General features: G+C 56.7%; 23 protein-coding genes. 11 read left to right on the top strand and 12 right to left on the bottom strand.

Annotated features, from left to right (window positions below; genetic code table 11):
* Nucleotides 1-52: 52 nt before the first annotated feature.
* The gene (locus TEF_03330; GenBank protein ID ANK79927.1) at nucleotides 53-1906 is read right to left on the bottom strand and encodes a hypothetical protein; all 1854 of its coding nucleotides are present in this window, start codon (nucleotides 1904-1906) and stop codon (nucleotides 53-55) included.
* A complete protein-coding gene (locus TEF_03325) occupies nucleotides 1903-2328 on the bottom strand; it encodes a hypothetical protein (GenBank protein ANK83250.1) in 426 nt (141 codons plus the stop codon). Before TEF_03325 ends, TEF_03330 begins: the two co-directional genes overlap by 4 nt.
* Nucleotides 2329-2486: 158 nt before the next feature.
* Here TEF_03325 and TEF_03320 point away from each other — a divergent pair, with 158 nt between their 5' ends.
* From TEF_03320 to TEF_03275, 10 genes are all read left to right on the top strand, one after another.
* Complete coding sequence (locus tag TEF_03320) at nucleotides 2487-2774, top strand: hypothetical protein (protein ANK79926.1); 288 nt, start codon at nucleotides 2487-2489, stop codon at nucleotides 2772-2774.
* 1071 nt (nucleotides 2775-3845) lie between these two features.
* Nucleotides 3846-5942: a copper-translocating P-type ATPase gene (locus TEF_03315; GenBank protein ANK83249.1), complete on the top strand. Its 2097-nt coding sequence runs from the start codon at nucleotides 3846-3848 to the stop codon at nucleotides 5940-5942.
* Between the two features lie 637 nt (nucleotides 5943-6579).
* Complete coding sequence (locus TEF_03310) at nucleotides 6580-7269, top strand: isoprenylcysteine carboxyl methyltransferase (GenBank protein ANK83248.1); 690 nt, start codon at nucleotides 6580-6582, stop codon at nucleotides 7267-7269.
* Between the two features lie 6 nt (nucleotides 7270-7275).
* Complete coding sequence (locus tag TEF_03305; protein ID ANK79925.1) at nucleotides 7276-7971, top strand: hypothetical protein; 696 nt, start codon at nucleotides 7276-7278, stop codon at nucleotides 7969-7971.
* Nucleotides 7972-8016: 45 nt separating this feature from the next.
* The gene (locus tag TEF_03300; GenBank protein ID ANK79924.1) at nucleotides 8017-9348 is read left to right on the top strand and encodes an amino acid permease; all 1332 of its coding nucleotides are present in this window, start codon (nucleotides 8017-8019) and stop codon (nucleotides 9346-9348) included.
* A gap of 1993 nt (nucleotides 9349-11341) precedes the next feature.
* Nucleotides 11342-11821: a copper-binding protein gene (locus TEF_03295; GenBank protein ANK83247.1), complete on the top strand. Its 480-nt coding sequence runs from the start codon at nucleotides 11342-11344 to the stop codon at nucleotides 11819-11821.
* Nucleotides 11822-11841: 20 nt separating this feature from the next.
* Entirely contained in the window at nucleotides 11842-13872 is a 2031-nt protein-coding gene (locus TEF_03290; GenBank protein ID ANK79923.1) for a copper oxidase, read from the top strand.
* A gap of 3 nt (nucleotides 13873-13875) precedes the next feature.
* Nucleotides 13876-14583, top strand: coding sequence for a copper resistance protein CopB (locus TEF_03285; GenBank protein ANK79922.1), 708 nt, complete (start codon nucleotides 13876-13878; stop codon nucleotides 14581-14583).
* A 132-nt stretch (nucleotides 14584-14715) separates the two neighbouring features.
* Nucleotides 14716-15882, top strand: coding sequence for a hypothetical protein (locus tag TEF_03280; GenBank protein ANK83246.1), 1167 nt, complete (start codon nucleotides 14716-14718; stop codon nucleotides 15880-15882).
* A gap of 116 nt (nucleotides 15883-15998) precedes the next feature.
* Nucleotides 15999-16253 carry a hypothetical protein gene (locus TEF_03275; GenBank protein ANK79921.1) on the top strand — a complete coding sequence of 85 codons (255 nt, stop codon included), beginning with the start codon at nucleotides 15999-16001 and terminating at the stop codon, nucleotides 16251-16253.
* Here the strand turns inward: TEF_03275 and TEF_03270 are convergent.
* Together TEF_03270 and TEF_03265 are read right to left on the bottom strand one after the other, a co-directional pair.
* Entirely contained in the window at nucleotides 16250-17092 is an 843-nt protein-coding gene (locus TEF_03270) for an integrase (protein ID ANK79920.1), read from the bottom strand. The two genes, TEF_03275 and TEF_03270, sit on opposite strands and share 4 nt — an antisense overlap.
* A gap of 50 nt (nucleotides 17093-17142) precedes the next feature.
* Nucleotides 17143-17421: a transposase gene (locus tag TEF_03265; GenBank protein ID ANK79919.1), complete on the bottom strand. Its 279-nt coding sequence runs from the start codon at nucleotides 17419-17421 to the stop codon at nucleotides 17143-17145.
* Nucleotides 17422-17966: 545 nt separating this feature from the next.
* Here TEF_03265 and TEF_03260 point away from each other — a divergent pair.
* Nucleotides 17967-19208 (top strand): hypothetical protein, encoded by a 1242-nt coding sequence (locus tag TEF_03260; protein ANK79918.1) that lies wholly within the window; start codon nucleotides 17967-17969, stop codon nucleotides 19206-19208.
* A gap of 18 nt (nucleotides 19209-19226) precedes the next feature.
* Here TEF_03260 and TEF_03255 read toward each other — a convergent pair whose 3' ends face one another.
* From TEF_03255 to TEF_03220, 8 genes are all read right to left on the bottom strand, one after another.
* The gene (locus TEF_03255) at nucleotides 19227-19970 is read right to left on the bottom strand and encodes a cytochrome C biogenesis protein (GenBank protein ID ANK79917.1); all 744 of its coding nucleotides are present in this window, start codon (nucleotides 19968-19970) and stop codon (nucleotides 19227-19229) included.
* Nucleotides 19967-20428, bottom strand: a complete 462-nt coding sequence (locus TEF_03250; GenBank protein ANK83245.1) for a hypothetical protein — start codon at nucleotides 20426-20428, stop codon at nucleotides 19967-19969. The genes TEF_03255 and TEF_03250 overlap by 4 nt, the downstream gene beginning before the upstream one ends.
* A gap of 789 nt (nucleotides 20429-21217) precedes the next feature.
* Complete coding sequence (locus TEF_03245) at nucleotides 21218-21445, bottom strand: hypothetical protein (GenBank protein ANK83244.1); 228 nt, start codon at nucleotides 21443-21445, stop codon at nucleotides 21218-21220.
* A gap of 1021 nt (nucleotides 21446-22466) precedes the next feature.
* Nucleotides 22467-22784 carry a hypothetical protein gene (locus TEF_03240; protein ID ANK79916.1) on the bottom strand — a complete coding sequence of 106 codons (318 nt, stop codon included), beginning with the start codon at nucleotides 22782-22784 and terminating at the stop codon, nucleotides 22467-22469.
* 93 nt (nucleotides 22785-22877) lie between these two features.
* Nucleotides 22878-23801, bottom strand: coding sequence for a transposase (locus TEF_03235; protein ANK79915.1), 924 nt, complete (start codon nucleotides 23799-23801; stop codon nucleotides 22878-22880).
* 294 nt (nucleotides 23802-24095) lie between these two features.
* Nucleotides 24096-24629, bottom strand: coding sequence for a thiol:disulfide interchange protein (locus TEF_03230; protein ID ANK79914.1), 534 nt, complete (start codon nucleotides 24627-24629; stop codon nucleotides 24096-24098).
* Nucleotides 24626-25225, bottom strand: coding sequence for a thiol:disulfide interchange protein (locus tag TEF_03225; protein ANK79913.1), 600 nt, complete (start codon nucleotides 25223-25225; stop codon nucleotides 24626-24628). Before TEF_03225 ends, TEF_03230 begins: the two co-directional genes overlap by 4 nt.
* A 129-nt stretch (nucleotides 25226-25354) precedes the next feature.
* Nucleotides 25355-25795 (bottom strand): cytochrome C, encoded by a 441-nt coding sequence (locus tag TEF_03220; GenBank protein ANK83243.1) that lies wholly within the window; start codon nucleotides 25793-25795, stop codon nucleotides 25355-25357.
* Nucleotides 25796-25808: the final 13 nt, after the last annotated feature.

Genomic DNA, 25808 nt, shown 5'->3' with positions numbered 1-25808 from the left:
CTTTCTCTGCCGCCGGTTCAGCGGTTCGCTTTGGTTTTGTGGGGTATGCGGCTCAGCTGAAGCCCAGCATCGCCCTCTGATCATCCCAGTGCAGCGGCAGGTCGATGCGCTTGATCAGCGTCTCGGCGGTGAGTTCCGGCGGCTGTCGCCCGGCCAGGATCGCCTCGGTGATGTCGGGGGCGAGGAAGGCCAACGGCAGGACCTGGCTGATGTGGCGGTCACTGACACCTTCCGATCGGGCAATGTCCGAGAGGGTGGCAACCCGGCCCAGCTTCAGGTCGTTGAACCATGCATGCGCCTGCACCACGCAGCGGATGAGGCGCGGGTCTGGATTTGCCGGTGCCTCTCCCTTGTCGGGGTCATCAAGCACCAGCCGCATCTCGACGCCGCGCCTGCGGATGCAGGTCGGGATGCTGTGGGTGATTGTTGTGTCGGGTGTTCCGGTCATTGATGACAGGCCGAGCGTGATCTTTATCTGGTCGGTGCCAAGGACGACGCGTTCCGCAAGGTTCAGTGAATCTGTGGTGATTTGAGTCCGGGTCGATCTGTTGGTTTGTTGGTCCGCCGAGACCCGCCTCAGCAACTCGCCAATCCAGTCCGCGGGTATGTCGCTGTCCCGCGCAGCCTCTGCCAGCCGTGCCGGGTTGCTGATCAATGCCGTGATGGCATCCGCCGTGATGCGCTCAATCTCCCGTGCCGGTAACCGCCAGCCGCTGTCGGTGGTGTTCTCACCCACGGTGCCATTCACCAGGTGCCGTGAGACGTAGTAGCGATACCGCCTGCCGGACTTCACCGCGTGACTGGGTGTCAGGGGAAGACCGTCCGCATCGAACAACTTGCCCATCAGCGGGCTTGGTTCCGTCTTGCGCGTGGGAATGCTGCGCTTCCTGCCGCGGTTCGAGATCAGCTTCTGCTGCACCGCATCCCACGTGGCCCGGTCGATGATGGCCGGATGCAGTCCCTCGTGTATCTCGCCCTTGTGGGCGATGCAGCCGACATAGAGCGGATTGCCCAGCAGCTTGTAGATATAGCCCCGTGACAGCGGACGCCCGCCAGCGGATCGCTTCGTGACGGGAGAAGCGTCTCCCTTGCCGACGGCCTGCCTTCCAGCATCCGGCGCAGCGCCGGTCAGTGTGTGGACCACTGTCCCACCCGTACCGTCGCCCCCTGACTCGCCTCGCGCTTCACTCCCCCCAGCCTTGCCGTCATTCGATCTCCTGACCTTGGTGGTGAGTCCAAGGTCATCGGCAGCTTGCTTCACATGTCTGACATTCCCCAGTTCGAGATAGAGCTCGAAGACCTTCCTGACGGTCCCTGCTTCCTCCTCGTTGATGGTGAGCGTCCTGCCGTCGGGTTCATAGCCCAGTGGCACGAAGCCGCCCATCCACATGCCCTTGCGCTTGGAGGCCGCGATCTTGTCTCGGATACGCTCTCCTGTGACCTCGCGCTCGAACTGGGCGAAGGACAGCAGCATGTTGAGCGTCAGCCGTCCCATGGAGGTGGTAGTGTTGAACTGCTGGGTGATGGAGACGAAGGAGACATCATGCGCATCCAGTACATCGACGATGCGCGAGAAGTCCGCCAGTGAGCGGGTCAGGCGATCGACCTTGTAGACGATGATGGTGTCGATCTTCTGCGCCTGGATATCCGCCAGCAGGCGGGCCAGGGCCGGGCGGTCCATGGTGCCGCCGGAGAAGCCACCATCATCATAGGGGGTGGGCAGCAGCTTCCAGCCTTCGCCGGCCTGGCTGCGGACATAGGCCTCGCAGGCTTCGCGCTGGGCATGCAGGGAGTTGAAGTCCTGTTCCAGCCCGTCTTCGGTGGACTTGCGGGTATAGACCGCGCAGCGCTGTACCGAGTTCTCGGTCCTTCTGCGTTTGCTTCCCTTGCCACCAGTGACAGTCATGTCTTCTGACCCTTCAGGCCGAAGAACAGGGGGCCGGACCAGCGGGTGCCGGTGATCTCGCGAGCGACGGCGGAGAGGGAGTTCCATTCCCGGCCGCGGTACTGGATGCCCTTCTCGAGGATGATCACCTCGTGGGTGACGCCCTGCCAGTCACGCAGCAGGCGGGTGCCGGGCTTGATGGTCACGCCGGGTGCTGAACGATGCTGGTCACCGGCTACTGCAGAAGCCTTGCCGTCACGCATGGACCTGGCCGCCCGCTCCAGCTGACGGACAAGACCAGCGGGCATCCCGCCCGCTGCTTCCAACTGCGTCTCGTGTGCCAGGGCACGGACAAGGATATCCCGGCGCATGTACTTCGGCGGTGGATGGCCGAAGGTCTCTTCCCATTCCAATCCGAGGGAGGACTTGTCGAGGCCGGACAGGGCATCGAGATCCTCGTGCGAGACCTTGCCCCGCCGCTTTGCCGACCGCCTGCTCACGGGATGATCCGGTAGACACGGCCACGGCCTTCCACCTTCTCCGACATCACTGTCAGCCCGAGCTTCTTGCGGACGATGCTGCTGATGGCGCCACGCACGGAGTGCTGTTGCCAGCCGGTGGCCTGCACCAGTTCTTCGAGGCTGGCACCACCGTCGCGCCGGAGCAGATCAACCAGCAGGGCCTGGCGGGTGCCGAGGCGGACGGGGTTCCTGGCGGTGTCAACGCCTGGAGGGACGTTGTCACTATGGTCGGGGCCGAGGCCAGGACTGGTGCTAGCATCGCGCGTGCCTGCCTCTGCGTCTTCTCCGCCCGCATTGGTGCAGACAGCAGCATCAGGGGTGGCGCTGGTATCGTGCACAGGTTCCCGCTCATTGGCGTTCGCCAGTGAACAGGCCGTCGGGGCAATCACCGTCTCTCCGGTGCTGGCAACGCCATCCCCTTCAGCATCGATACCTATGGCGTCAAGACCGGCGGGGGTGATCACGAGAACGACCCTGCGTCCATCATCATCGCAGCGCCAGACCCGTTCCTGGGTGCAATTGGCGCTATATGAAGACGCACCAGTTGCATGTGACCCTGCGCTTGCTATTCCCTTCCCTTGCAGTGGGTGCTCTTCGACCAGGCCCTTGCGCAGCAGGCTTGTGAGGACTGATGCAACAGCACCGCCGTTGATGGTCAGGCAGTCGGGCAATGGCAAGACAGAGCCATCCTCGGCCTGCGCGGCGTTGGACAGGATGACAAGCTGGGTGTCGGTGAGGTGGGACATGAGAGCCTCCCTGGGTCACGGAGGCATTTCGATCGGCGGGACCCGATTGTCAGCCGATACGCCTCCCACGACCCAGGGCCCTGCCGATCGGTCGGTCAGGGCCGATGGTGTTGGCGCAATGAGCCGGAGAGCTCAGGGGCGATCAACTCCGCAGGACAAGCAATGCTTGCCTGAGTGTGACAGTCCAGACCGAAATTCAGTTCGGTGAGACAGGCAGGGATGCTGATTTGCCAACAATGATTTGAGGTCACTCGGCAATCGGCACGTCTTGACCTTCCAGTTGCTGGAATCCTTATGTGTCAAAATGAAATCAATTTTTTGGAGGGGCCCATGGATTCGGTTGATGGTCAGGACACCAAAACTGTTGTGCGAGATCCAGTATGCGGCATGAAAGTCGAACCGGACCCCGATCGGCCCCACATCCGTCACGATGATCATATCTACTACTTCTGCTGCAATGGATGCCGTCGCCGCTTCGAGGCCACGCCAGCAGATTTCATAACAGCAAAAGACCCTGTGTGTGGCATGTCGGTTAACCGAGCATCGGCCAAGCACATGACAAAACATGAAGGCGGGCGTATCTATTTTTGTTCGTCACGCTGTCAGGAGAAGTTCGAAGCAGCCCCGGATGACTACGCGTCTGGCGTTCCTGCTGCCGTGGCGATGCCGGAGGGCACCGTCTACACCTGTCCGATGCATCCGGAGATCGAACAGGTCGGACCTGGTGATTGCCCGATTTGCGGTATGGCATTGGAGCCCAAAGGTGTGCCTGCCGCCGATGATGGACCCAATCCGGAGTTGGTGGACTTTCGCCGTAGGTTTGCTGTTGGCGCGGTTTTGACAATCCCGGTCCTACTTCTTTCCATGGGACCCTTGGTTGGGCTGCCTGTCAAAGACTGGATTGGTGACCGCCTCTCATTGTGGGCGGAGCTGCTGTTGGCCACCCCCGTCATCTTGTGGTCGGGTTGGCCTTTTCTGGTTCGCGGCGTCAAATCCTTCCGCACCATGAACCTGAATATGTTCAGCCTGATCGGCATGGGCGTATCTGCAGCCTGGGCCTTCAGCATCGTCGCTGTACTGGCACCGGAAATTTTCCCGGATGGGTTCCGGGATGCTCAAGGCAATGTTGGTGTCTATTTCGAAGCGGGCGCTGTGATCGTTGTCCTGGTTCTTCTGGGGCAGATACTTGAGCTTGGAGCGCGCGAGAAGACAGGCGCGGCGATCCGTGCGTTGCTCGATTTGGCTGCAAAAACTGCGCTGGTGATCCGTCCGGACGGGACGGAAGAGGAGATTGCGCTCGACGATGTTGTCCTTGGAGATCACCTGAGGGTTCGGCCAGGCGAGAAGGTGCCTGTCGATGGTGAAGTGGTTGATGGACGCTCCTCGATTGATGAGTCCATGCTCACCGGTGAGCCGGTACCTGTTGAGAAGGTTGTTGGGGATGCCGTAACCGGTGCCACGATCAATGGTACGGGTAGTTTGGTGATCGAAGCCAAACGCGTCGGCAGCGACACCATGCTTGCCCAGATCGTCGAAATGGTGGCTGCGGCACAGCGCTCGCGCGCGCCTATCCAGAAACTAGCGGACGCGGTTGCCGGAAAATTTGTTCCGGCCGTAATCGCTGTGGCGATCCTTGCTTTCATTGCCTGGTCAATCTGGGGGCCGGCCCCAGCATATGCCTATGCCCTCGTGTCAGCGATCGCTGTTCTGATTATCGCATGCCCATGCGCGTTGGGATTGGCAACGCCAATGTCCATCATGACGGCGACGGGTCGAGGGGCGCAGGCCGGGGTCCTGGTCAAAAACGCAGAGGCCCTGGAGCGCTTTGCAAAGGTCGATACGCTGATCGTGGATAAGACCGGCACGCTGACTGAAGGCAAGCCCAGGTTTGTTGGTGTCTTGCCCGAAGAAGGCCACGAAGAAGACCTTGTTCTGCGTCTTGCCGCGGCGCTTGAACGTGGGTCGGAGCACCCATTAGCAGAAGCTATCGTCCGAGGTGCGAAGGAACGTGATCTCAAGCTGAGCTCGGCGGACGACTTTGAAGCTGTCACTGGCAAGGGTGTCAAAGGACGTGTCGAAGGCCACGATGTCGCTCTCGGCAACGCTGCAATGCTGGCCGAACTAGGCCTGGAAGGCGGGCACCTGGTCGAGGCCGCAAACCGTCGCCGTGACGAAGGTGAGACGGTGATGTTTGTCGTGGTCGACGGGCGCATCGCGGGCCTGGTGTGTGTGGCTGATCCGGTAAAAGAAACCACTGCAGAAGCACTCAAGGCATTGCACGAGCTCGGGTTCCATATCGTGATGGCAACCGGTGACAATGAACGCACGGCGAAAGCGGTCGCCGCGAAACTTGGCATCGACGAGATCCGAGCCGATGTGCTGCCCGAGGACAAGGCACGTATCGTGCGCGAGCTTCAGGAAGCCGGCCGAAAGGTGGCGATGGCCGGTGACGGGGTCAACGATGCCCCGGCTCTGGCCCAGGCCGACGTTGGTATCGCGATGGGGACTGGCGCGGATGTCGCCATTGAGAGCGCCGGTTTTACACTGGTGAAGGGCGATTTGAACGGGATCGTACGTGCGCGAAAGCTTTCGAAGGCAACCATGGCCAACATCCGCCAGAACCTCTTCTTTGCGCTGATCTACAACGCGGCAGGCGTGCCCGTGGCAGCTGGGATCCTCTTCCCAATATTTGGAATACTGATCTCCCCAATCTTCGCCGCAGCCGCCATGAGCCTCTCGTCGGTTTCCGTGATCGGCAACGCCCTTCGGCTGAGAACAGTAAAGGTCTGAACAATGTCAAAGACGGATAAAGACCAGTTTATGGATCAGGGAAGCAGAGTCCCAAGTATGCGGAGGCTGCTGGCCACGCTCAGTGTGCCGGAGAGCATAGCCATATTGTGCGCCTGCCGATCCTGGCGCTGGACCTCAGTCTCGGAAGCTTTTTATCTTTGACCTTCACGCTTTGCGTTTTTTTTGACCTGACGATACCATCGATGGCAATGCATGAGGCATGGATGATGCTTTTGCCGGGCTTTATCTGGATCAGTTGGACCAGTTTTATGATCGGATTCGCGGAAAGTTTTGTATATGGAATGTATGTAGCCTTTGTTCTTGGGTCTATTTTCAACATCGCAGTCAGAATAACATCTCGAAACAAGGGGTATGAAAATGTCGTTTAACCGAACAACACTTACTGTGATCGGATTTATGGCTGTTGCCGGATATTTTCTCTGGACAGAACATTCTGCACATGTGGCGTTAGCACTGCCTTACCTTCCCTGGCTTCTTTTGCTTGCATGTCCTTTTTTGCACTTCTTTATGCATGGCAGTCATGGCCATGGTGAGCATAGCGGAAAAAAAGAAAAACCCGCAAATGATGTTTCAGAACTCTTGGAAGATGCGCAGGTCACCAAGGATGGAGGCCGCCATGACTGATCATATATTTGAATACGGCTTGTGGTCTCTTGTTGTGATCAATTCGGCTGTCTTCATCATTTTCGCCTTCAGCTTTTTCAAGCCGAAAACGAAGAGGGATTGGCGGAGTTTCGGGGCATTCAGTGCATTTCTTGTTGCGCTGTTCACGGAGATGTACGGGTTTCCATTGACCATATATCTTCTATCTGGCTGGCTGCAGAGTTCTTATCCAGAGGTCAACTGGCTGGCGCATGATGCTGGTCACCTGCCGGAAATGCTGTTCGGTTGGAAAGCGAATCCGCATTTCGGACCATTCCACATACTCAGCTTTATCTTCATTGGCGCGGGCTTCATGATGCTCTCTGCAGCCTGGCCGGTGCTTTACCGGGCGCAGAAGGAAGGCGGGTTAGCTGTTTCTGGACCATATGCGCGGGTCCGTCATCCCCAATATGTCGGCTTTGTATTGATCCTCACCGGGTTTCTCTTTCAGTGGCCGACGATTCTGACCGTCGCAATGTTTCCTGTTCTGGTCTTCATGTACTGGCGTCTCTCCCTTTCGGAAGAGCGTGCGGCAGAGGCCGAGTTTGGGGATCTCTATAGACGTTATGCGATGCGAACACCTCGGTTTATCCCGAGATTGCGCACCAGATCGCCGACGCACTCTCGGACTGACGTAGATCTCACACCTTCGAAGGAGGAATGATAAGCCATGCAAGCAGCGGACATTATGACCAAACCCGTCATCTCGGTTTCATCTGAAATGACTGTTCAGGACCTTGCCAGGCTATTGCTGGAAAAGCAGATCAGCGGGGTACCGGTGATTGACGAAGATGGCATGCTTCAGGGCATCGTCAGCGAGGGTGATCTCGTACGGCGTACAGAAACAGACACTGCCGTGTCGGGGTCCTGGTGGCTTGACTTTTTCGCCTCTTCCGCCACACGCCAGGATCGCTTTGTCAAATCGCACGGCCGTCGGGTTGGCGATGTCATGACACGCAATCCTCTGACCATAGCACCAGATACGTCGCTTGCGGATGTTGCGACGATACTTCAGAAAAACAGCATCAAGCGACTGCCTGTCGTGGTCGATGGCGTAGTGGTCGGCATTGTCAGCCGCGCCAATCTCTTACGTGGCCTCATAGCGGCAGAACCACCGGCAGCCCGGGCGTCAACTGACGATCGGGCCTTACGTGAGGCGATCGAGAAGGCAATCGCTGATGCTGATATCACGGCCTCCGGCGCTTATCTGAATATCGTCGTGCATGACGGCGTTGCCCTGATCTTCGGATCTGTGAACAGCGATCAGGAAGAGCGAGCGATCCTTGTTGCTGCGGAGAGCGTCACGGGCGTGGTCGCGGTGGAGAACAAGCTCGGCCGAGTGCCAGTCTGGGCCTATGGATATTAGATCAGTGACGTCTGGCGGGTTCAGCATGCATCTGGGAAACCACCGATGAAAAGTGAATATCAGGAGAACAGTATCAGTCTGATCGGAGGCATCTCCATGGGGACCGGCGTGATGATCGGGGCGGGGATTTTTGCCCTGACCGGCCAGATCGCCGAACTCGCTGGGCCATGGTTTCCGCTGTCGTTTGTCATTGGGGCCATCGTGACCGCTTTCAGCGCATATACCTATGTGAAGATGTCCAATGCCTACCCGTCAGCTGGCGGAATTGGCATGATTCTGCAGAAGGCTTATGGGCCGGCCGCGATCGCTGGTGCCGCCTCTTTGCTCATGGCGCTGTCGATGGTTATCAACGAAAGCCTGGTTGCGCGTACGTTCGGCACTTATGCTCTGCGCCCGTTTGATATCGAAGGGGGCAGCTATCTGGTGCCGTTGCTGGGTGTTAGCCTGATCATCTTCGCCTATCTGATCAATATTTCGGGCAACCGATCCGTCGGGCTTCTCTCGCTTGTCATGGCGTTGCTGAAAGTCGGAGGCATCGTAGCCTTCGGAGTTGCGGCGCTCTGGGCAGGTGGCTTCACCTTCGAACCTGCGACGGGTGAGGGAGGGCTTGCCGATACCCCGGTCGGAGGGTTTATCGCTTCGGTGGCCTTGTCGATCCTCGCGTTCAAGGGGTTCACGACCATCACCAATAGCGGTGCAGAGATCGTCGATCCGCACCGCAATGTGGGACGGGCGATCATTTTCTCAATTGCCATCTGCGTCGTGGTCTACCTCATCGTCGCCTTTGCTGTTGGAGCTACCCTGAGTCTTGATGAGATTGTCGTCGCGAAGGACTATTCCCTGGCCCGTGCCGCCGAACCGGCACTCGGCGCGGCTGGCTTCTATTTTACAGTTGCGCTAGCGGTAGCCGCCACTGCGTCAGGCCTGCTGGCAAGCGTGTTTGCCGTTTCCCGCATGCTGGCGATGCTGACCGACATGAAGATGGTTCCGCACAGTCACTTCGGAATGTCTGGTCCTATCCGACAACATACGCTCGTCTACACAGTCGTCTTTGCAGCTTTCCTGACTATTTTCTTCGATCTTAGCCGGATCGCTTCGTTGGGAGCGTTTTTCTATCTCGTGATGGATATCCTGATTCACTACGGGGTCTATCGAACATTGCGCCATGAGATTGGTGCCAGAGGTTGGATTCTGATCTCGGCGATTGCTCTCGATACAGTGGTTCTCGGCGTGTTCGGCGCGATGAAGCTGCAATCGGATCCGCTCATCGTTGTGATCGCCATAGCCGGGATGGCCGCCGTCTTTGTTTTTGAGCGCTTCTATCTGAAACGTTGGACAGCGATTGGGGAAAGTAGCGGTCATCATCATGGTCATTGAGGTTGCGAGGGGCATGACGTGAGTGCTCGTGCGGCCGCCCAAATCGGCCTTGTCATGTTTCTCTGGGCGATTTGCTATCCACTCATCACCGTCCGCATTACATTGTCGCCACATCTTTCTTTTGCTGCTTTACGTGCGCTGATTGCGGCAGCTGTCTTGCTTGGCTTGGCGTTCTGGCTCGGCCGTCCGTTTCCGCGCGGACGCCAGGCATGGATGAGTATCGTGATTGTTGGAGTAGGTGCTACAAGTCTCGGGTTTCTCGGCATGTTCCATGCTGCCGAGTTTGTCTCTCCAGGTATTGCAACAGTAATTGCGAGTATGCAGCCACTCTTGGCTGCAGTTCTGGCAGGGCTTGTGCTCGGTGAACGACTCTCTGCCAAGGCGCGTGTTGGATTGGCTATTGGGTTCCTGGGAATTTTGGTGATCGTCGCCCCCAAATTTCTGGGCAGTGGAAGCCAGAATTATGTGCTCGGTATAGCCTTTGTCGTCCTTGCCGCTTTGGGCGTGACAGTGAGCAATGTCATGATCAAACGGATCGCGGGATCGATTGATGGCCTGATGGTTATGGGGCTGCAGACCCTCATTGGCTCAATACCGCTGATAGCGATCGCATTGCTGACTGAAGACCCTGGCGAAATTCAGTGGACGCCAAATTTCCTGGTGTCGCTTGTGGGGCTGGATGTTTTTGGCACTGCCGTCGTCTATTGGCTGTGGATTGATGTGCTTGCACGAGTGTCTCTCAGCCAAGCCAATGCGTTCAGTTTTCTTGTTCCGGTTCTAGGGCTTTCGATGGGCATTTTGCTCTTTGGCGAAACCCTTAGTCTTATCCAAGTTGGTGGTATTGTCCTGACTGTGATTGGAGTAGCAGCTGTTGCAAGTGGATCAGACCAAAGCGTCAATACCACTGGCGGATCTGTGGTTAAGGACGGCGCCAAGCACCCACGAGGCGACGTTTGTGCTTGACCTTCCTGTCGCGGGAAGCCTGACGATGGCTCTCAAACGATGGTCAACATGGATACTACATGTGCAATATTTTTTTGGTAGCGTTGATGGTGACCATATTGGTGGCGGCTGCCATGGTCTGGTGGCTGCCGGATCAGCAATCATCGGGCAGCCTGCAATCAACAGCGGCACTGCCTCATGTTGTGACTGCCAATGTTCCCGCATTGAGCGGGATGGCGAGCGAATGCTCAGGCATATTTGCTGCAAAGTGCTCCGCTTGTCACGGCTCCAAAACATCTGGTGGCCAAGACGGACCACCACTCGTTCACAAGATCTACGAGCCAGATCATCGTGCGGACGGTGCCTTTGTGATGGTTGTACGCAGAGGCGTGCGCCTGCATTATTGGAAATTTGGCGGCATGCCCCAGGTTGATGATGTAACTGAAGTTGATCTTCGTGCGACCATCGCCTACATTCGGGCGCCGCAAGCTGCAATCGGATTCAATTGAATGATGTTATCAATTGACATTCCAGTGACTGGAAGGTTTATTGAGCCTGTATGACGCGCTCACTGCTCACTTTTGCACTGATTGCTTTGCTGATGGCGCCTCAGTTTGTCATCGCGAAGGGCCATCACGATGCGATGATCGGTTCCGGAGGTGCCGAGACGCTACAATCCGATAGCCATACATGTGCGGAAATGGATACGGATTGTGGTCAGGCGGATATCGTACTCTGCTGTGACATGATCATGGGGCACTGTACGACTGCGATGAGCGTTCCCGGATCTGTGACATTCGCGAACTTGGCGGATGGCAGCTCCGGAAATAATCTTCCAGAAGATCTTGTTCTCGACGGTCAATCCCCATCATTTGATCCGCCACCACCGCGAGTTTGAAGCTTATTCCCACGCACTCGATTGCCTGAAAAGCCCTCGCTCTTTCAGACAGCATAAGCTTTAAACAACGCGAAAGAATCAAAGATCATGAAATTCAACCGTAAGCGCAGAGGCCTTGTGGCCGTTGCCCTCTCTGTCCTGCTCGTTTCGGGCATGTCTCAGACAGCTTTTGGCGCCGGAAGTCACGGTGGCGGGCATGGTGCGAAAACCGGCTCCGAAGGCGACCGCAACGAAGCGTCCCGCACCGTCAATGTCGATATGTTCGACAACTACTTCGAGCCGAAATCAATGTCCTTCAAGGAAGGTGAAACGGTTCGCTTCGTCGTGAAGAACAAGGGTGAATTCGTTCACGAATTCAACATCGCGACGGCCGAAATGCATGCCTCCCATCAGACTGAAATGATGCAGATGATGGAGAGAGGCATTCTCGAAAGTGACCGCATCAATCACGAGATGATGGGGCACGGTGCCGGTGGTATGCGGCATGACCATGCCAACAGTGTGTTGCTTGAGCCGGGCGACACTGGGGAGGTTATATGGACCTTCGACAGTCATTCAAAGCTTGAATTTGCCTGCAATGTGCCGGGTCACTACGACTCGGGCATGATGGGCAAGATCAAGCTCTCTCATTGAACGAATGAGAGGATGAAGCGATGAATATCAGACATATGATTCTGGCGGCTGCCCTGTTATGGGTGGCCGCCATCCCCGCCAATGCCAGCGAATACAACATTAGCGTTGATCGTATCAAAATCGACACTGGCGTATTTACGAAGACTGGCATTGGCTACAACGGATCGGCAACCCCAACGGTGTTGCGATTCAAGGAAGGCGAAGACGTCACGATCAATGTGACCAACAACCTTTCCGAGGACACTTCAATTCACTGGCATGGGCTCATTTTGCCCTACCAGCAGGATGGTGTGCCCAAGATCAGCTATGACGGCATCAAGCCTGGTGAAACCTTTACCTACAGGTTTCCGATCGTTCAGAATGGCACCTACTGGTTCCACAGCCACTCCGGGTTTCAGGAGCCCGATGGTGCCTATGGCGCGCTGATCCTGGAAAATGCCAAGCGCGAACCTTACCGCTATGACCGGGAATATGTTGTCCAATTGACCGATGCGCATCCGCATTCAGGCGATCGGATCATGCGCAATCTCAAGATGATGCCAGACTACTACAATCGGAAGCAGCGTACTCTGTTCGATTTTCTGGACGATGCGGACGAAATGGGGGCGGACAAGGCCCTGGCGGATCGCGGCGCCTGGGGCGACATGCGCATGATGCCAACCGACATCGAGGACTTGCAGGGCTTTACGCCGCTGATCAATGGCAAGGGGCCGGGGCAGAACTGGACCGGCCTCTTCAAGCCCGGTGAGCGTGTCCGAATGAGGTTCATCAATTCTTCGGCCATGACCTATTTCGACATCCGCATTCCTGGATTGAAGATGACGGTCGTCCAGGCTGACGGAAATAACGTCCAGCCTGTTCCTGTCGATGAATTCCGGATTGCGGTTGCTGAGACCTACGATGTGATTGTGCACCCGAAGGAAGACCGGGCCTACACGATCTTCGCGGAATCAATGGGCCGAACGGCCTTTGCGCGCGGGACGCTTGCCCCTCGCGAAGGGATGACAGCGGCGGTTCCTGAATTGCGTACAGACCCACTACTCACAATGGCTGACATGGGCATGGCCCATGAGGGTCACGGCGCAATGAAGATGGGCCATGACATGCCGATGAAGGACGGCGGGATGGACCATTCGAAGATGGGCCATGACATGCCGATGAAGGACGGTGGGATGGACCATTCGAAGATGGGCCATGACATGCCGATGAAGGACGGCGGGATGGACCATTCGAAGATGGGCCATGACATGCCGATGAAGGACGGCGGGATGGACCATTCGAAGATGGGCCATGACATGCCGATGAAGGACGGCGGGATGGACCATTCGAAGATGGGCCATGACATGCCGATGAAGGACGGCGGGATGGACCATTCGAAGATGGGCCATGACATGCCGATGAAGGACGGCGGGATGGACCATTCGAAGATGGGCCATGACATGCCGATGAAGGACGGCGGGATGGACCATTCGAAGATGGGCCATGACATGCCGATGAAGGACGGCGGGATGGACCATTCGAAGATGGGGCAGGTCACTGACCCTTTCTACGCGGCGGGTAGTGGCCTGATGCCCGAAGCGGCGAATGGCGGCAAGTTCCTGTCATACGCCGATCTGAAAGCACAGAATCCTCTCTACGAACATAGGGAAGCAACGCGCGAGATCGAGCTGAAGCTGACCGGCAACATGGAACGCTACATCTGGTCCATCAACGACGTGAAGTACGAGGACGCCGAGCCGATTGTCCTGCAATACGGTGAACGTGTGCGCTTCAAATTCGTCAACACCACGATGATGACCCATCCGATGCATCTGCACGGCATGTGGTCGATCCTGGATACTGGTGCGGGCAAATGGAACCCGATCAAGCACGTCGTCAGCGTTGCCCCGGGAACGACCGTCTATATGGAAACCGAGGTTGATGCGCCGGGTCAGTGGGCATTCCACTGTCACCTGTCCTATCACGCCGACTCCGGCATGTTCCGCAAGGTCATTGTTGAAGGTGGGCCGTCTAACAAGGCAGCTTCTCTGTCTATCGATGGGAAGGGCTGATTGATGCGAAAACTTCTGAAACTGGTAACTGGCGCGCTCCTTGCTCCAGCGCTGTTCATTCCGGCCTCTGCGTTCGCAGAGCCAATTGTCTGGGGTATCCAGGCCGAACAGGCCGAATATCGTATCAATGAAGGGTCGGATATCTTTGCCTGGGACTTCGACGCAATGGTGGGTAGGGACGAATTGAAGTTCGTCTTTCGAAGCGAAGCCGAATATGCCATTGCCGAAGACAGTTTCGAAGCGCTGGAGAACCAGCTTCGACTGCAGACTCCAATCTCGGACTTCTTTGACGCCGTGGTTGGTGTGCGACTGGATACACCGGAAGGTCCCGACCGGATCCATGGTGTGATCGGTCTGCATGGGCTGACGAAACAGTGGTTCGAAGTCGATGCTGATCTGTTCATCTCCGACAATCCGTCTGCGCGGTTCGAAGTTGAGTATGAAGGGCTGATCACGAACCGGATCATCTTCGTGCCCAGCATCGAACTGGATATCCCGTTCACGGATGATCCGGCGGTTGGCAATGGTGCTTTCGCCCCGACGCTCGAAGTGGGCGGACGACTGAGTTACGACCTCGTTGACCGTCTGGTCTCGCCCTATGTCGGCGTTCATTACGAACGGAAGTTTGGCGCGACAGCGGATCTGGCCAGGGCCGGAGGTGAGGACGCTGGTGCGGTGTTCTTCGTGATTGGTGCACGGTTTCTCTTCTGATTTGTTCAGCCCGGTAGCGCCCATCTGCTGCCGGGCTGCACAGCTCGTGAATGCCTACGTCTTTCACATCTTTCACATCAGAATTATTGAATCTGTTGCATGAACAATCTTGACGATGTTCTGCATTGGGCGATGACATTCATCGAGCTTCAGCTTGGTGATGGATCCCCAGTGTGGCTCCACCCTCTCTTACATGTTGTATTGATAGCTATGCCATTGGCGTTGGGGTTTCTGGCTGTTGCATTGACTGTGACAGGTATCCGCCGCCGCCTTCGCAATCGTCACATGGCACGACCTGGGCCAGATGGACTGCTATATCTCCCGACGAATGTATTCCGCTACATCATTTCGTATTCGCGAAATGAACAGGTGGGCCTCGTACTATTGGGGCTTCTGTCGATGCCAGTATTGTATGCAACACTGGAGCTGCCAAAGCTGATCATCAACAGTGCCTTGGCGGACGAACATGTGCCTGCCTCATTCATTGGTTACGATATCAGTCAGATCGAACACCTGTTCATTTTGTGTGGCATTTTCCTGATTGCAGTGATCGCAAACGGATTCTTGAAATACATCATGAATGTCTTCAAGAGCCGTGTTGGTGAGCGACTACTTCGTCGCTTGAGACTTCTGATCGTCCGGCTCTGGCGTCGTGGTCATGGCCCGACGCGACGGTCAGAGGTGATACCGCTGGTGGCGCAGGAAGTCGAACCCATTGGCGGGTTTGCATCAGACGCCTTCTCCCTGCCGATGTTTCAGGGCGGCACGTTCATTACCATTCTCGTGTTCATGTTTGCTCAGGAGCCGGTGCTTGGCGCTGCGGCGCTTGTCCTTCTGCCGGTTCAACTTTTGATCATCCCGAAGATGCAGCGCCGCCTCAATAGACTCTCCCGTCAGAGGGTGGCGGAACTGCGGGCGCTTGGCGGTGTTCTGGGTGAGCAGGCTGCCAAAGTTGAAAGAGAAAGCACCGATCTGATTCTCGCGGCGGGATCCTTGCGGAAAATCGAAACCATTCGGATCAATATCCACAGGGCGAAGTTTTTTATGAAGGCTCTGAACAATTTTCTCACCGCTCTGACGCCGATATTTTTCTATTCGATTGGCGGCTTTCTTGTGATCAAGGGCAGCCTGACGCTTGGCGCTCTTGTGGCAGTACTCGCCGCATACAAGGACTTCTCGGCGCCGCTGAAGGAGCTCTTTGGCTACTACCAATCCATGGAAGACGTCCGAATACGCTACGAGGAGGTTCGGCGTTTTCTACTGCTCGGTGATGCCATGCATCGGGCAGACAGATTATGAATGATGCGCTCCGCTGTCCCCCGATCTTTGTTAGAGTTTTCCGCTTCTTGCTCCGCTCCAGAGCAAGGAGATGAAACCGAGTTTCATTGGCTTCAATTTCACAGTCCAGTCGCTGAATGGGCGACTCTTCGGCTGAATTGGGAGGGATCGTGGAATTCACCGCACTCGAGCTTGTTCTGCTGCCAGTTGGCCTCGGTCTGCTGGGGTTCATTGAGCCATGTACGATTGGCGGACATATTCTGTTTCTTGATACCCAGAATGAACGGAGCCGCCGCGAAAAGATTCGCGCGTTACTGACGTTCGTTGCTGCCCGCTCCCTGATCACAGGGTTGTTGACCAGCCCCCAGCGATTGGTCCGGGTGGAATGTTAGTGCATGGGCGGCTTTGCCGCCAGGCCGGCCGGCTGGTGAAGCGGAGCGGAGCCTGACGGCCAGCCTGGCGGAATGATGACCTCCGGCGCCGGTGGTCGGTAGCCGAGACGGCTGTGCGGTCGGATCGTGTTGTAGTGACGGCGCCATTGTTCGATGACCACCTGCGCCTCCTTCAGCGTGTAAAAGATTTCCCCGTCGAGCAGCTCGTCCCGGAACCGGGCATTGAAGCTCTCGATAAAGCCGTTCTCCCAGGGTGAGCCCGGCTCGATGAACGCCGTTCTGGCGCCCACCGCTGATATCCAGCGCCGCACGGCCTCGGCGACGAACTCGGGGCCATTGTCGGAGCGAACGAAGGCCGGTGGACCGCGGAGAATGAACAGGTCCGTCAGGACGTCGATCACATCGACCGACGAGAGCTTCCGGCGAACCCGGATCGCCAGGCTCTCGCGCGTGAACTCGTCCAGCACGTTCAAGGTCCGGAAGGTCCGGCCATCATGTGTCCGGTGGTGGACGAAGTCATAGGACCAGACATGGTTGGGCCGTTCTGCCCGCAGCCGCATGCAGGATCCGTCGCCCAGCCACAGCCGCCGCCTCTTCGGCTGCCGGGCCGGTACCTTCAACCCCTCGCGCCGCCAGAGGCGCTCGACCCGCTTGTCGTTGATCTGCCAGCCGGCCTCCCGAAGCAAGGCCGCGATCCGGCGATAGCCGTATCGGCCATACTGACGGGCCAGCTCGATCATGTCCGCCACCAGCCGGGCCTCGTCATCACGTCCACGCGGGAGATGGCGCTGCGTGGAGCGGTGCTGGCCGAGAACCCGGCAGGCCCGGCGCTCCGATATCCGGAGACGCCGGCGGACATGATCGATGCAACGTCGGCGGCGCGAGGGGCTCAGAAGTTTCCCTTCGCAGCTTCACTCAGAATCTGCTTGTCCAGGGTCAGGTCGGAGACCGCCCGGCGCAGCCGCTCGTTCTCCTTCTCGAGCTCCTTCAGACGCCGCAGCTGATCGCCGCTCATCCCGCCATATTCCCTGCGCCATCGGTAGAAGGTGACTTCGCTGATACCCAGCTGCCGGATCGCATCCGCCATCGACATGCCCTGGCTGTGCAGGACGTCCGCCTGGCGGAGCTTGCCCACGATCTCCTCAGGCTTGTGACGCTTCCTTGCCATCTCTGATCCTCCTTGTTCCAAAACATCAGGATGGACCAATTCAATGGGGGAGGCTCATTGTTTGGAGCGCTTGTCGCATTTCTCGGTCCAAATTTGATCGGCGCGCAGACCGGTGCCTGGCTTCTGTTCGGCGTAATCTACCTGATAGTCGGGCTGGCTTTGTTGCTCGGTAAGGGCGGCCTTATCAAACACAAGGTCGACCTTGCGCCCGCATCATGGAGACGCGCCAAGAGTCCATTCGTTCTGGGGTTGGCTTTCGGCTTGAATATACCTGCCTGTGCTGCGCCGATCTTGTTCGGATTGCTCGGATTGGCCGCGACTGTCGGCACAGTAGCAACCGGGTTTGCTATGATGTTTTTCTTTGGCCTCTTCCTTTCATCACCACTGGCTGTGTTCGCAGCCGTACCCCGATTTGCAGTCTGGCTTCAAAATCTGGGTGCACGATTGAAAAGGAATGGTTGGTTTGTTGGGGCCATCTTCGTTTTGCTCGGGGCCTGGTCCATCTGGTTCGGCATTTTTGTGGACCCAGCAAACTGGAGCGGAAAATGAGCACCCGTGGCCGGTTCAGAAGTGTTGCGACGGCAGGCATCACATTTCAGGCAGGGTCAGCCGCAGTTGATTCAGCAACCATCATGTCCGCACTGATCTTTCAACTGACAGGCAATCCCATTCTGGTCGGAGCCGTTACCGCGATCCTGCGATTTGGCTGGTTGTTTCCACAAATTTTTGTTGGCTTCCTGGCACAACGCAGTGGTGCCAGCATGCGCTATTATTTCATCGGCGCATTCGGACGTGCGGGGTGGATGGCGGCGCTGGCAGCGGTCCTTTTTTTTGGAGCCGGACTGCAGACAAATCTGCTGGCCGTTCTTGTAATGTTGATCTGGACTGCATATGCATTCACTAGCGGAATAGTTGCGGTGCCTTACACTGATATTGTCGCGCGATCAGTTCCCTCGGAACTGAGAAGCCGTCTGCTGGCCACGCGCTTTTTCGGCGGCGGCCTCCTCGCATTGGCGGTCGTGGCCATTGCCGACCACGTGGTCGGGACCCTCGCCTTTCCCCTTTCCTATGCAGCAATCATCACAGTTGCCGCGGCTTTGATGTTTCTGTCGTCTGTCGTGTTTTCCGCAATGGGGGAGCCGCAGGCGGCTTCTGATAAGGCGAGCAGATCCACATTCTTCCAGTACCTGAGGGATGGCGTGACCGTGTTCCGAACTGACCTGAATTTTCGAAAATTCGTATACGCGCAATGGTGCGGTGGTGCCGTGCTGATGGCAATGCCTTTCTATGTCGTGCAGGCTGATTCCGTCGGAGTAAGCCTCGAGAACGTCGCGTTGTTGCTGGGCGCTCAAACCGCAGGCAGTCTCGGCTCAAATGTAATATGGGGCTGGTGGGGTGACAGGTTGGGCAAAGTCAGTCTGTTGAGAGTGGTCTCGATCGGGAGGATCCTGCCGCCCGCCGCTATTTTGATTCTTGCACCGGCTCAGTTTTTTGGACCCGACCAGATGCTGTTCCTGTTCGTCGGGACATTTTTTGTCCTCGGCGCGCTCGCCAATGGCCTGACCATCGCGGTTATCGGATTCCTGATGGAAATCTCACCCGACGACAGGCGTCCAGCCTATACCGGCTATTTCAATGCGATCACGGCACCGTCGTTCCTGTTGCCGCTGCTTGCGGGCATTATCATCTCGATGTTCGGACTATCCATCATTTTCATGATCTCCTTGGTGGCCGCGATTCTTCAGCTTTTCTTTCTGTTCAGAATCGCGACCAGGGAAGCCAGATAGACGGGGATGGCAGGCTGTTTAACCGATCTGCCCAAGAACCGGAAACGTGCCCAGTAGCCAGAACGCAAACGCCGAGAGGTATCCGCTCATCATCGCCACACCCACAATCACTACGACTAGGCCCGCTCCCTGATGGAGGCGACGGCCCACACGACCAACGGCACGCAACCGCCCGGCCAGTTTTTCCGTGAACACTGCGGCGACTAGAAACGGGACACCAAGTCCGGCGGAGTAGATAGCAAGCAAGATGATCCCCTCCACGACCGTTGCCGAGGCCGCGCTGGTCATCAGGATCGTCCCGAGTATCGGCCCAATGCATGGTGTCCAGCCAAACGCAAAAGCCAGACCGAGCACGTAAGCAGAGAACGGGCGTCCACCGGGTATCTGAAGGTGCAGGCGAAAGTCCCGTTGCAGGAAGCTACCGGATGCGACACCCAGCATGAACAGGCCAAAGAGAACAACGACCGCTCCGCTGACAATGTTCAGCTCATACTGATAAACAAGCAATGTGCGACCGAGCGCGGTCGCACTGGCTCCGAGTATGATGAATACTGTGGAAAATCCAAGGACGAAGCACAAACTGAGGCCAATCGCAGCAATCGTCTCTCTATTTCTTCCTCGCGTGGAAGCCGGGCCAGAGGATTGACCGGCGATATAGGAGACGTATCCTGGTATGAGTGGCAACACGCAGGGTGACAAAAAGGAAATGGAACCCGCCAGAAAGGCGGCCCCGATACCCAGCAATGTCAGCTCTGCCGTCATCTGGTTTCGTCATTCAGGCTGGCCACAGGCCTGAGTGCCCACCAGAAGGCCATGCCGGGTACCACAAGCCATTGTAGCAGTGGGCTGAGGCCTGTTCCGAACCATGGCATCACGGGCATGATCTCCCGGTAGGCCCAGGCTGACCGAACATCGATATTCAGCCATTCGCTGAAGATGGTGTAGGCGATCCCCATCGTCATTGTGGCGGCGATCACCGGTCTGACACCTTGTTGCGGCCAATCGTGCCGGCCCAAAGCCAGTAGCGACAATATGAGCGTGCTCGACGCGATCAACAGGTCACCGGCGGTGCAATGAACGGCTGCAAACGCATTCTCGCGGAAGGGGGAATCAGTCCAGATTGTGTATAGTGGAAGGTGCAGGAATTCCCACGCAAGATTGCCGATTGCACTGACGATGAAATAACGCCGCAGGCTTACCAGCCAATTTCGTCCGGATATCGGCGCATTCTCTTCGGCACGTGTATCGCTCTTCAAAACATGTTCCTCATTCTCTCCCAGAACCCTGGTTTGGATTGCAATTTCGGCGGCCAAACCCGATGGGAGAGACCGTTGACGTAGAGTAGGAGGTTCACGGGCTCGAAATTCAGCCCATGAAAATTCGCAGCCCATCGACCGCCACGATCGATCACATGAGTAACAACGCCGTGCACTTGCATTCCATCATCCATGACCTTGAATTTGTGCCCATATTGCTGGACGAGGGATCGCGTTTCCGCCTCATCCTGATCTGGCAATTTGGTTAGAAAGGACCAATTGACCTCATTCAATCCATGTAATTCACCAAAATTCATAACATTTTCAGCAATATCCCTTTCTGGATCAGTGGTAATAGTTATAAACTGAACCATATTTTTCATAGGTGTCTGGTTGATCATTTTCTGCACGTCGGCGATTTTCTCCGCGTGAAGCGGACAGATATCGGGACATCGGGCATATACAAAATGCAGGATCAGGATCTTGTCTGCGAGATCCCGTAGCGTCACGGGATTACCTCGCAGGTCAGCGAGTTGGAAGTCCGGCGCTGGTCTGTCGATGATCTGGAAATAATTCGATTTTGCTGTCAATTCAGCATCAAGAGACTCACCGGGATGATTTGCTGTCGCTTGGCCGGCAAATACCAGGAAAACAGCGACTAAGAGAACTGGGAAAAATTTTGATGGCATACGGATGCTCCCATGAAGCGAGCGCGTCTGCCGCCCCGGAAGGCGGCAGACGCTGGTTGGCTAATCAGCCCTTGTCATCAGATGAAGGATTGTCTGCCTTCATGTGATCGCTCATGGCCGACATCATTTTGTGACATTTTTCCATCATTGGTGCCATCTGCTGCATCATTTTCATCATCCCGGCCATTTCGCCTTCCTGCATGTCATTCTGCATCATGGACCCATGCTCCATCGTGCCACCGGGTGATTTTTCGGCGCCGGCAATGGCGGAGACTGAGGCCATTCCTGCCATGGCCACAGTCAATGCGAGTACTTTAACGATCTTGAACATCATATTTTCCTTTCGAAGGGTTGGTGGTGGGTTGGCAGTTCACGAGTGAATGCTGCCTTTCGCCGACGGCTGATTGTCGGCTACGGGTTGATCAGAGCACTTCCTGTCTGAACAACCGGGAACTATCGGACTGACGTACCATAATTGAGGTAGGAGACGTAAGTGCCTGATAGGAAAGAGAAGCACGAAATCGAAGTGACGCCCGAGATGATCGAGGCGGGAGTGGACGCTTTGCTTGAAATCACGTTGAGCGTGGACGATTCTTCGGGCGCGGTACGATCCGTTCTAAACGCGAGCCTTTTGGCATCCGAGGAATGTGCGCCCCGAAATAGAATTTTGGAGTTCCTTCCGGCGGGCTGATTTCGGCTATATGATGAAATACGGTCGAAATAACATGAGTTTGCTCTGCTGCTTTGTTGGCTAAGTCGTGAATGTCTTCGGCAAATATCGGGTTTAACGGATTTTTCGCGTAAAAACATGCCGGTTTCGCCTTTTTAGCATCCTTTCCCGGCAGAAATAGACCCCACATTCCGTGCATGATATGATTTCGCTTTTTTATTAATGAACCCATATCGTCGTGAAAGGTTTTTATCATTGATTTTATATTATCATCTTTTATGCGATGGCGTGATTTATTTAGAAGATTGACTAACGGACCCGTTGTCAAGTCGCCCAACATGGCGATGGCGGCGTTGGGGTCCGGAGTAAGCAGTAACGAGACGGAGTTGAATACAAAATGATCAATCTGTCCCCACACGACAGTTAGCCGGCCAAGCTCTGTGGCTTGATCAGCGGTGAGTGTGATCTGATATTGCGGCCAAATCGTGCTAGATTGAGGATCGGTCATTTGAAGCTCTCAATGCAAAGGTGGAAAAATGAGCCAGGACGATCAAAGCAGCCCGGAGCGCGAGCGCGACGAGATACTGCGCCGCTTGCTGAAAACGCCCCCAAAGCCGCGCGAGAAACCGCCGCGTAAGCGGGATCAGTCCAAAGGGGCTTCCAAATGACATTGCCTGCATCGAAACCAATCGACGCGCGTATTGCTGCTCTCGATAGGGATCATGTCGGCATGGACGCCTCGGAGAATCCAGCAATCGGGGCATTGGACTTTCCCCCCGATCTTGAGGACAAAGCTGTCAAAGCGATCAATCGCCGACTGCGCCAGCTCAAGCGCCGCCTTCTTCTCCGCTATTGCATCCTCAAGTTTGAGTATCTCTGCCTTGAAGCTTACCGCGTCTGCTTGCGCGGACTCTACAGCCTCTTTGGCCCGTTCAGAAAACGGCCTTCGGAACGCCGCCATTCGCAATCCCCTCATCGGACGAAGTGAGCACGTTCCGCAGCCTAGCCCTTTCCGACTGTCTTCCGCCAGCGGATGAACGCCCTAGCGTGCTGCCTAGGCGTTCGCGGCTTCACGAGGCTGTTGGTACATGAGGCGCTTGCCCTTGGCCTGACGAAGCAGGGTTTCGGCGCGCTCGCCATCGTCCATGGTCCGCGTGTTGTAGCGGAAATCGAACTCCGCGAGATAGCGGTGCAAGTGGGCTTCTGAGAGGTTGTGGAAGGTGCCGTAGACGCCACGCTTGAGGATGGCGAAGTAGCTTTCGACCGTGTTCGTGTACCAGAACCCGCCGCGCACATATTCGTCGGCGGAGTGATTGACGGCACCGTGACCGGCAAACTCGCGGCCCATGGTCGGATAGACGGTGCTGTCATCCGTCATGAGGTAGGAGGCGCGGTCTGCGTTCTGCACGAGGATCGGGCGGAGTGTCTTCGCGTTGACCTTGGTCACGCTGAACGAGCGGGCTTCGCCATCGCGCTCCACGAGGGAGAACACGGCCATCTTCTTGGGCACGGGCTTGGACTTGTGGGCATTGCGCGCCTTGCCGCCGATATAGGTTTCATCGGCTTCCACGACCTTGTTCTCGCCGCCGACAGGACCGCGCGACGGATCGAGGGCGCACTCGCGGAGACGGTGAAACAGGAACCATGCGGTTTCGTAGGTGACGCCCAGCATCCGCTCAAGCTGCTTGGCGCTCATGCCCTTCTTGGAGGACGCCATGAGTTGTGCGGCCAGAACCCACTTGTGCAGGGGAACCTTGGACCGCTCCATGACGGTGCCGACAGTGACGGTGAACGGCTTCCGGCAGTTCTTGCACTTGTGGACGCCGGGGCGCGTGGACTTGCCCATGAGCTTGGTGATGCGCTCGCCGCCGATACCGCAACGGGGACAGACGGGACCATTGGGCCAGAGCAACGCTTCGAGGTGATCCCGCGCGGCGTCTTCGTCATGGTAGATGGGCTTGGAAAGATCGACTTTCATGAGTATACTCCTGCCATGGATTTAATATGGCTCTGAACCCGTGGTACGTCAAGCCGATACTTCCCGAACAACCGCGCATACAAAGGCCCATCGCGCACATCAGAACGCAGGGCAACAAGCTGATAAGAATTGGCGCAATGCCAAACGCGATCAGCGAATTCTGGTACAGAAGGGCGATCAGGATAGCACCCGCGACACCAAGCAACGAAAGCCGTCGAGGCGACATTTGAAGCCGCGACCACCCTTTCACGAAATTTCTTCTGAGCCGCTCACTGGATTGATTGAGTTCCATTACTATTTCCTTCCTGCTCGCTCTGCCGCGATGGTTTTTTCGAAGAATGCGATCATTTCGGGTGTGTCCCACTCGGCTGGTCCGATTATTCGTGAGAGTTCCGCGCCGTCGGGGTCTATCAACAAGGTTACCGGTAGCCCGTAGGCCCCTAGATTCCGGGCCGATGCGCCCGTTTCATCGATGAGAAGCCGAAGGTGCTTCACTCCGATCTTGTCGAAAAATGCCCGCACCACCTTCGGGCCTGCCCGGTCTATTGAGAGGGCGAGAACCTCAAAATTCTCTCCTCCAAGTTTGCCCTGGAGTCTGTCCAGCGTAGGCATTTCGTGGCGGCACGGCGGACACCATGTCGCCCAGATGTTGAGCAGGATGACCTTGTCGCGCCAGTCCTCAAGTGTCAGGCGATTGCCCGTTTCGTCTGCAAAGACGATGGCGGGAACGGGACGCTTTGCGTCGTGAAGCGGCATGGTTGTGGGTTCAGCTCCCGCTGAAACGGCGGTGAACAGAAGAAAAAATGATGCAAGAACGGATATTCTCATTGAGCCATTCCCTCCGAGCTTTCTCTCAGTCGTTCGACGAGTGGCAGGATCGTGTTCGTCAGTGCGTCAGGCGTGACAGGTCCGATATGCTTGTAGGCAATGCGACCGTCCCGACCGATCACGAATGTTTCGGGGACGCCGTAGACGCCGAATTCGATCCCCACTCGCCCGTTGATATCCGCGCCTGTACGTGTGTAGGGGTCGCCGAGCTGCTCCAACCATGCTGCGGCGTCCTGAGGCTGGTCCTTGTAATTCAGTCCATGGATCGGAACGATCTGCTCTCGTGCCAGCCGCATGAACAGGGGGTGCTCCGCACGGCATGCGGTGCACCAGGATGCAAACACATTGAGCAGGGCAACGTCCCCCTGAAGGTCACTACTTTGAAGACCCTGTGTGCGTCCGAGAACCGGAGGCAGATCAAAGACAGGCACAGGCTTGCCGATCAATGCTGATGGGATATTTTTCGGATCCAGGGTCAGTCCGACGCCCAATGCAATGCCAATGACGCTGAAGATGAGTAGCGGAACGGCAAACCTCAGGTATTTCCCTGCAGGGGCGCTGTCTTCTTGTGGTTCCTGGAGGGTGGATTCAGTCATCACTGTCGCTCCGGCTTTCTGATCCGGATCGAAGGTACTTGATCAGAGCGGCTACACTGAGGCCCAGCACCAGGATGACTAGAATCCAGACCAGACCCATGCCCCACATCATTCCGCCCATATGTTCCATCATTTCGCCTTCTCCCTGATTGCAGCCTGCCTGCGGGCCGTAATGTGTTTCGGCCAGCGGGACTTGATGTATGCAAGGACAGACCAGATCTCGTCGTCCGAGAGGACGTCTCCAAAACCCGGCATGTCCGTCAGATATCCCGCAGGGGCATGTGCTGCCGTTCCGTCCCGCGTGATCGAGAACAGGATCGCGTCCGGATGATGCCAGGTGTGCCCGGTTTCATCGTGAGGCGGGGCCGGCAGTCGCCCATCCGGCTTGCGAGACCGCCAGTTCGGTTGTCCCTCCAGATTCGTGCCGTGACAGGACGCGCAATGGGCGACATAGACCTCGGCACCACGTGCGACCTGTTGAGGGTTTTCATGATCAGCCTGACCAGCATGGCCCGGCCAGGCGGCCATCATCGAGACGCCGGCCAGCGTAGCGACAAGGGTGACACGCATATGGCCAGTCCCG

It is taken from the genome of Rhizobiales bacterium NRL2, assembly GCA_001664005.1.
Lineage (GTDB): Bacteria > Pseudomonadota > Alphaproteobacteria > Minwuiales > Minwuiaceae > Minwuia.
This window is presented reverse-complemented; position numbering and strand designations above follow the sequence as displayed.

Coding starts and splice junctions, on each gene's coding strand:
- TEF_03330 (ANK79927.1), bottom strand. CDS start 1,906: ATGACTGTCACTGGTGGCAAGGGAAGCAAACGCAGAAGGACCGAGAAC.
- TEF_03315 (ANK83249.1), top strand. CDS start 3,846: ATGCATCCGGAGATCGAACAGGTCGGACCTGGTGATTGCCCGATTTGC.
- TEF_03310 (ANK83248.1), top strand. CDS start 6,580: ATGACTGATCATATATTTGAATACGGCTTGTGGTCTCTTGTTGTGATC.
- TEF_03305 (ANK79925.1), top strand. CDS start 7,276: ATGCAAGCAGCGGACATTATGACCAAACCCGTCATCTCGGTTTCATCT.
- TEF_03300 (ANK79924.1), top strand. CDS start 8,017: ATGAAAAGTGAATATCAGGAGAACAGTATCAGTCTGATCGGAGGCATC.
- TEF_03295 (ANK83247.1), top strand. CDS start 11,342: ATGTCTCAGACAGCTTTTGGCGCCGGAAGTCACGGTGGCGGGCATGGT.
- TEF_03290 (ANK79923.1), top strand. CDS start 11,842: ATGAATATCAGACATATGATTCTGGCGGCTGCCCTGTTATGGGTGGCC.
- TEF_03285 (ANK79922.1), top strand. CDS start 13,876: ATGCGAAAACTTCTGAAACTGGTAACTGGCGCGCTCCTTGCTCCAGCG.
- TEF_03280 (ANK83246.1), top strand. CDS start 14,716: ATGACATTCATCGAGCTTCAGCTTGGTGATGGATCCCCAGTGTGGCTC.
- TEF_03275 (ANK79921.1), top strand. CDS start 15,999: ATGGGCGACTCTTCGGCTGAATTGGGAGGGATCGTGGAATTCACCGCA.
- TEF_03265 (ANK79919.1), bottom strand. CDS start 17,421: ATGGCAAGGAAGCGTCACAAGCCTGAGGAGATCGTGGGCAAGCTCCGC.
- TEF_03260 (ANK79918.1), top strand. CDS start 17,967: ATGAGCACCCGTGGCCGGTTCAGAAGTGTTGCGACGGCAGGCATCACA.
- TEF_03255 (ANK79917.1), bottom strand. CDS start 19,970: ATGACGGCAGAGCTGACATTGCTGGGTATCGGGGCCGCCTTTCTGGCG.
- TEF_03245 (ANK83244.1), bottom strand. CDS start 21,445: ATGGCAGGAATGGCCTCAGTCTCCGCCATTGCCGGCGCCGAAAAATCA.
- TEF_03240 (ANK79916.1), bottom strand. CDS start 22,784: ATGGCGGCGTTCCGAAGGCCGTTTTCTGAACGGGCCAAAGAGGCTGTA.
- TEF_03235 (ANK79915.1), bottom strand. CDS start 23,801: ATGAAAGTCGATCTTTCCAAGCCCATCTACCATGACGAAGACGCCGCG.
- TEF_03230 (ANK79914.1), bottom strand. CDS start 24,629: ATGAGAATATCCGTTCTTGCATCATTTTTTCTTCTGTTCACCGCCGTT.
- TEF_03225 (ANK79913.1), bottom strand. CDS start 25,225: ATGACTGAATCCACCCTCCAGGAACCACAAGAAGACAGCGCCCCTGCA.
- TEF_03220 (ANK83243.1), bottom strand. CDS start 25,795: ATGCGTGTCACCCTTGTCGCTACGCTGGCCGGCGTCTCGATGATGGCC.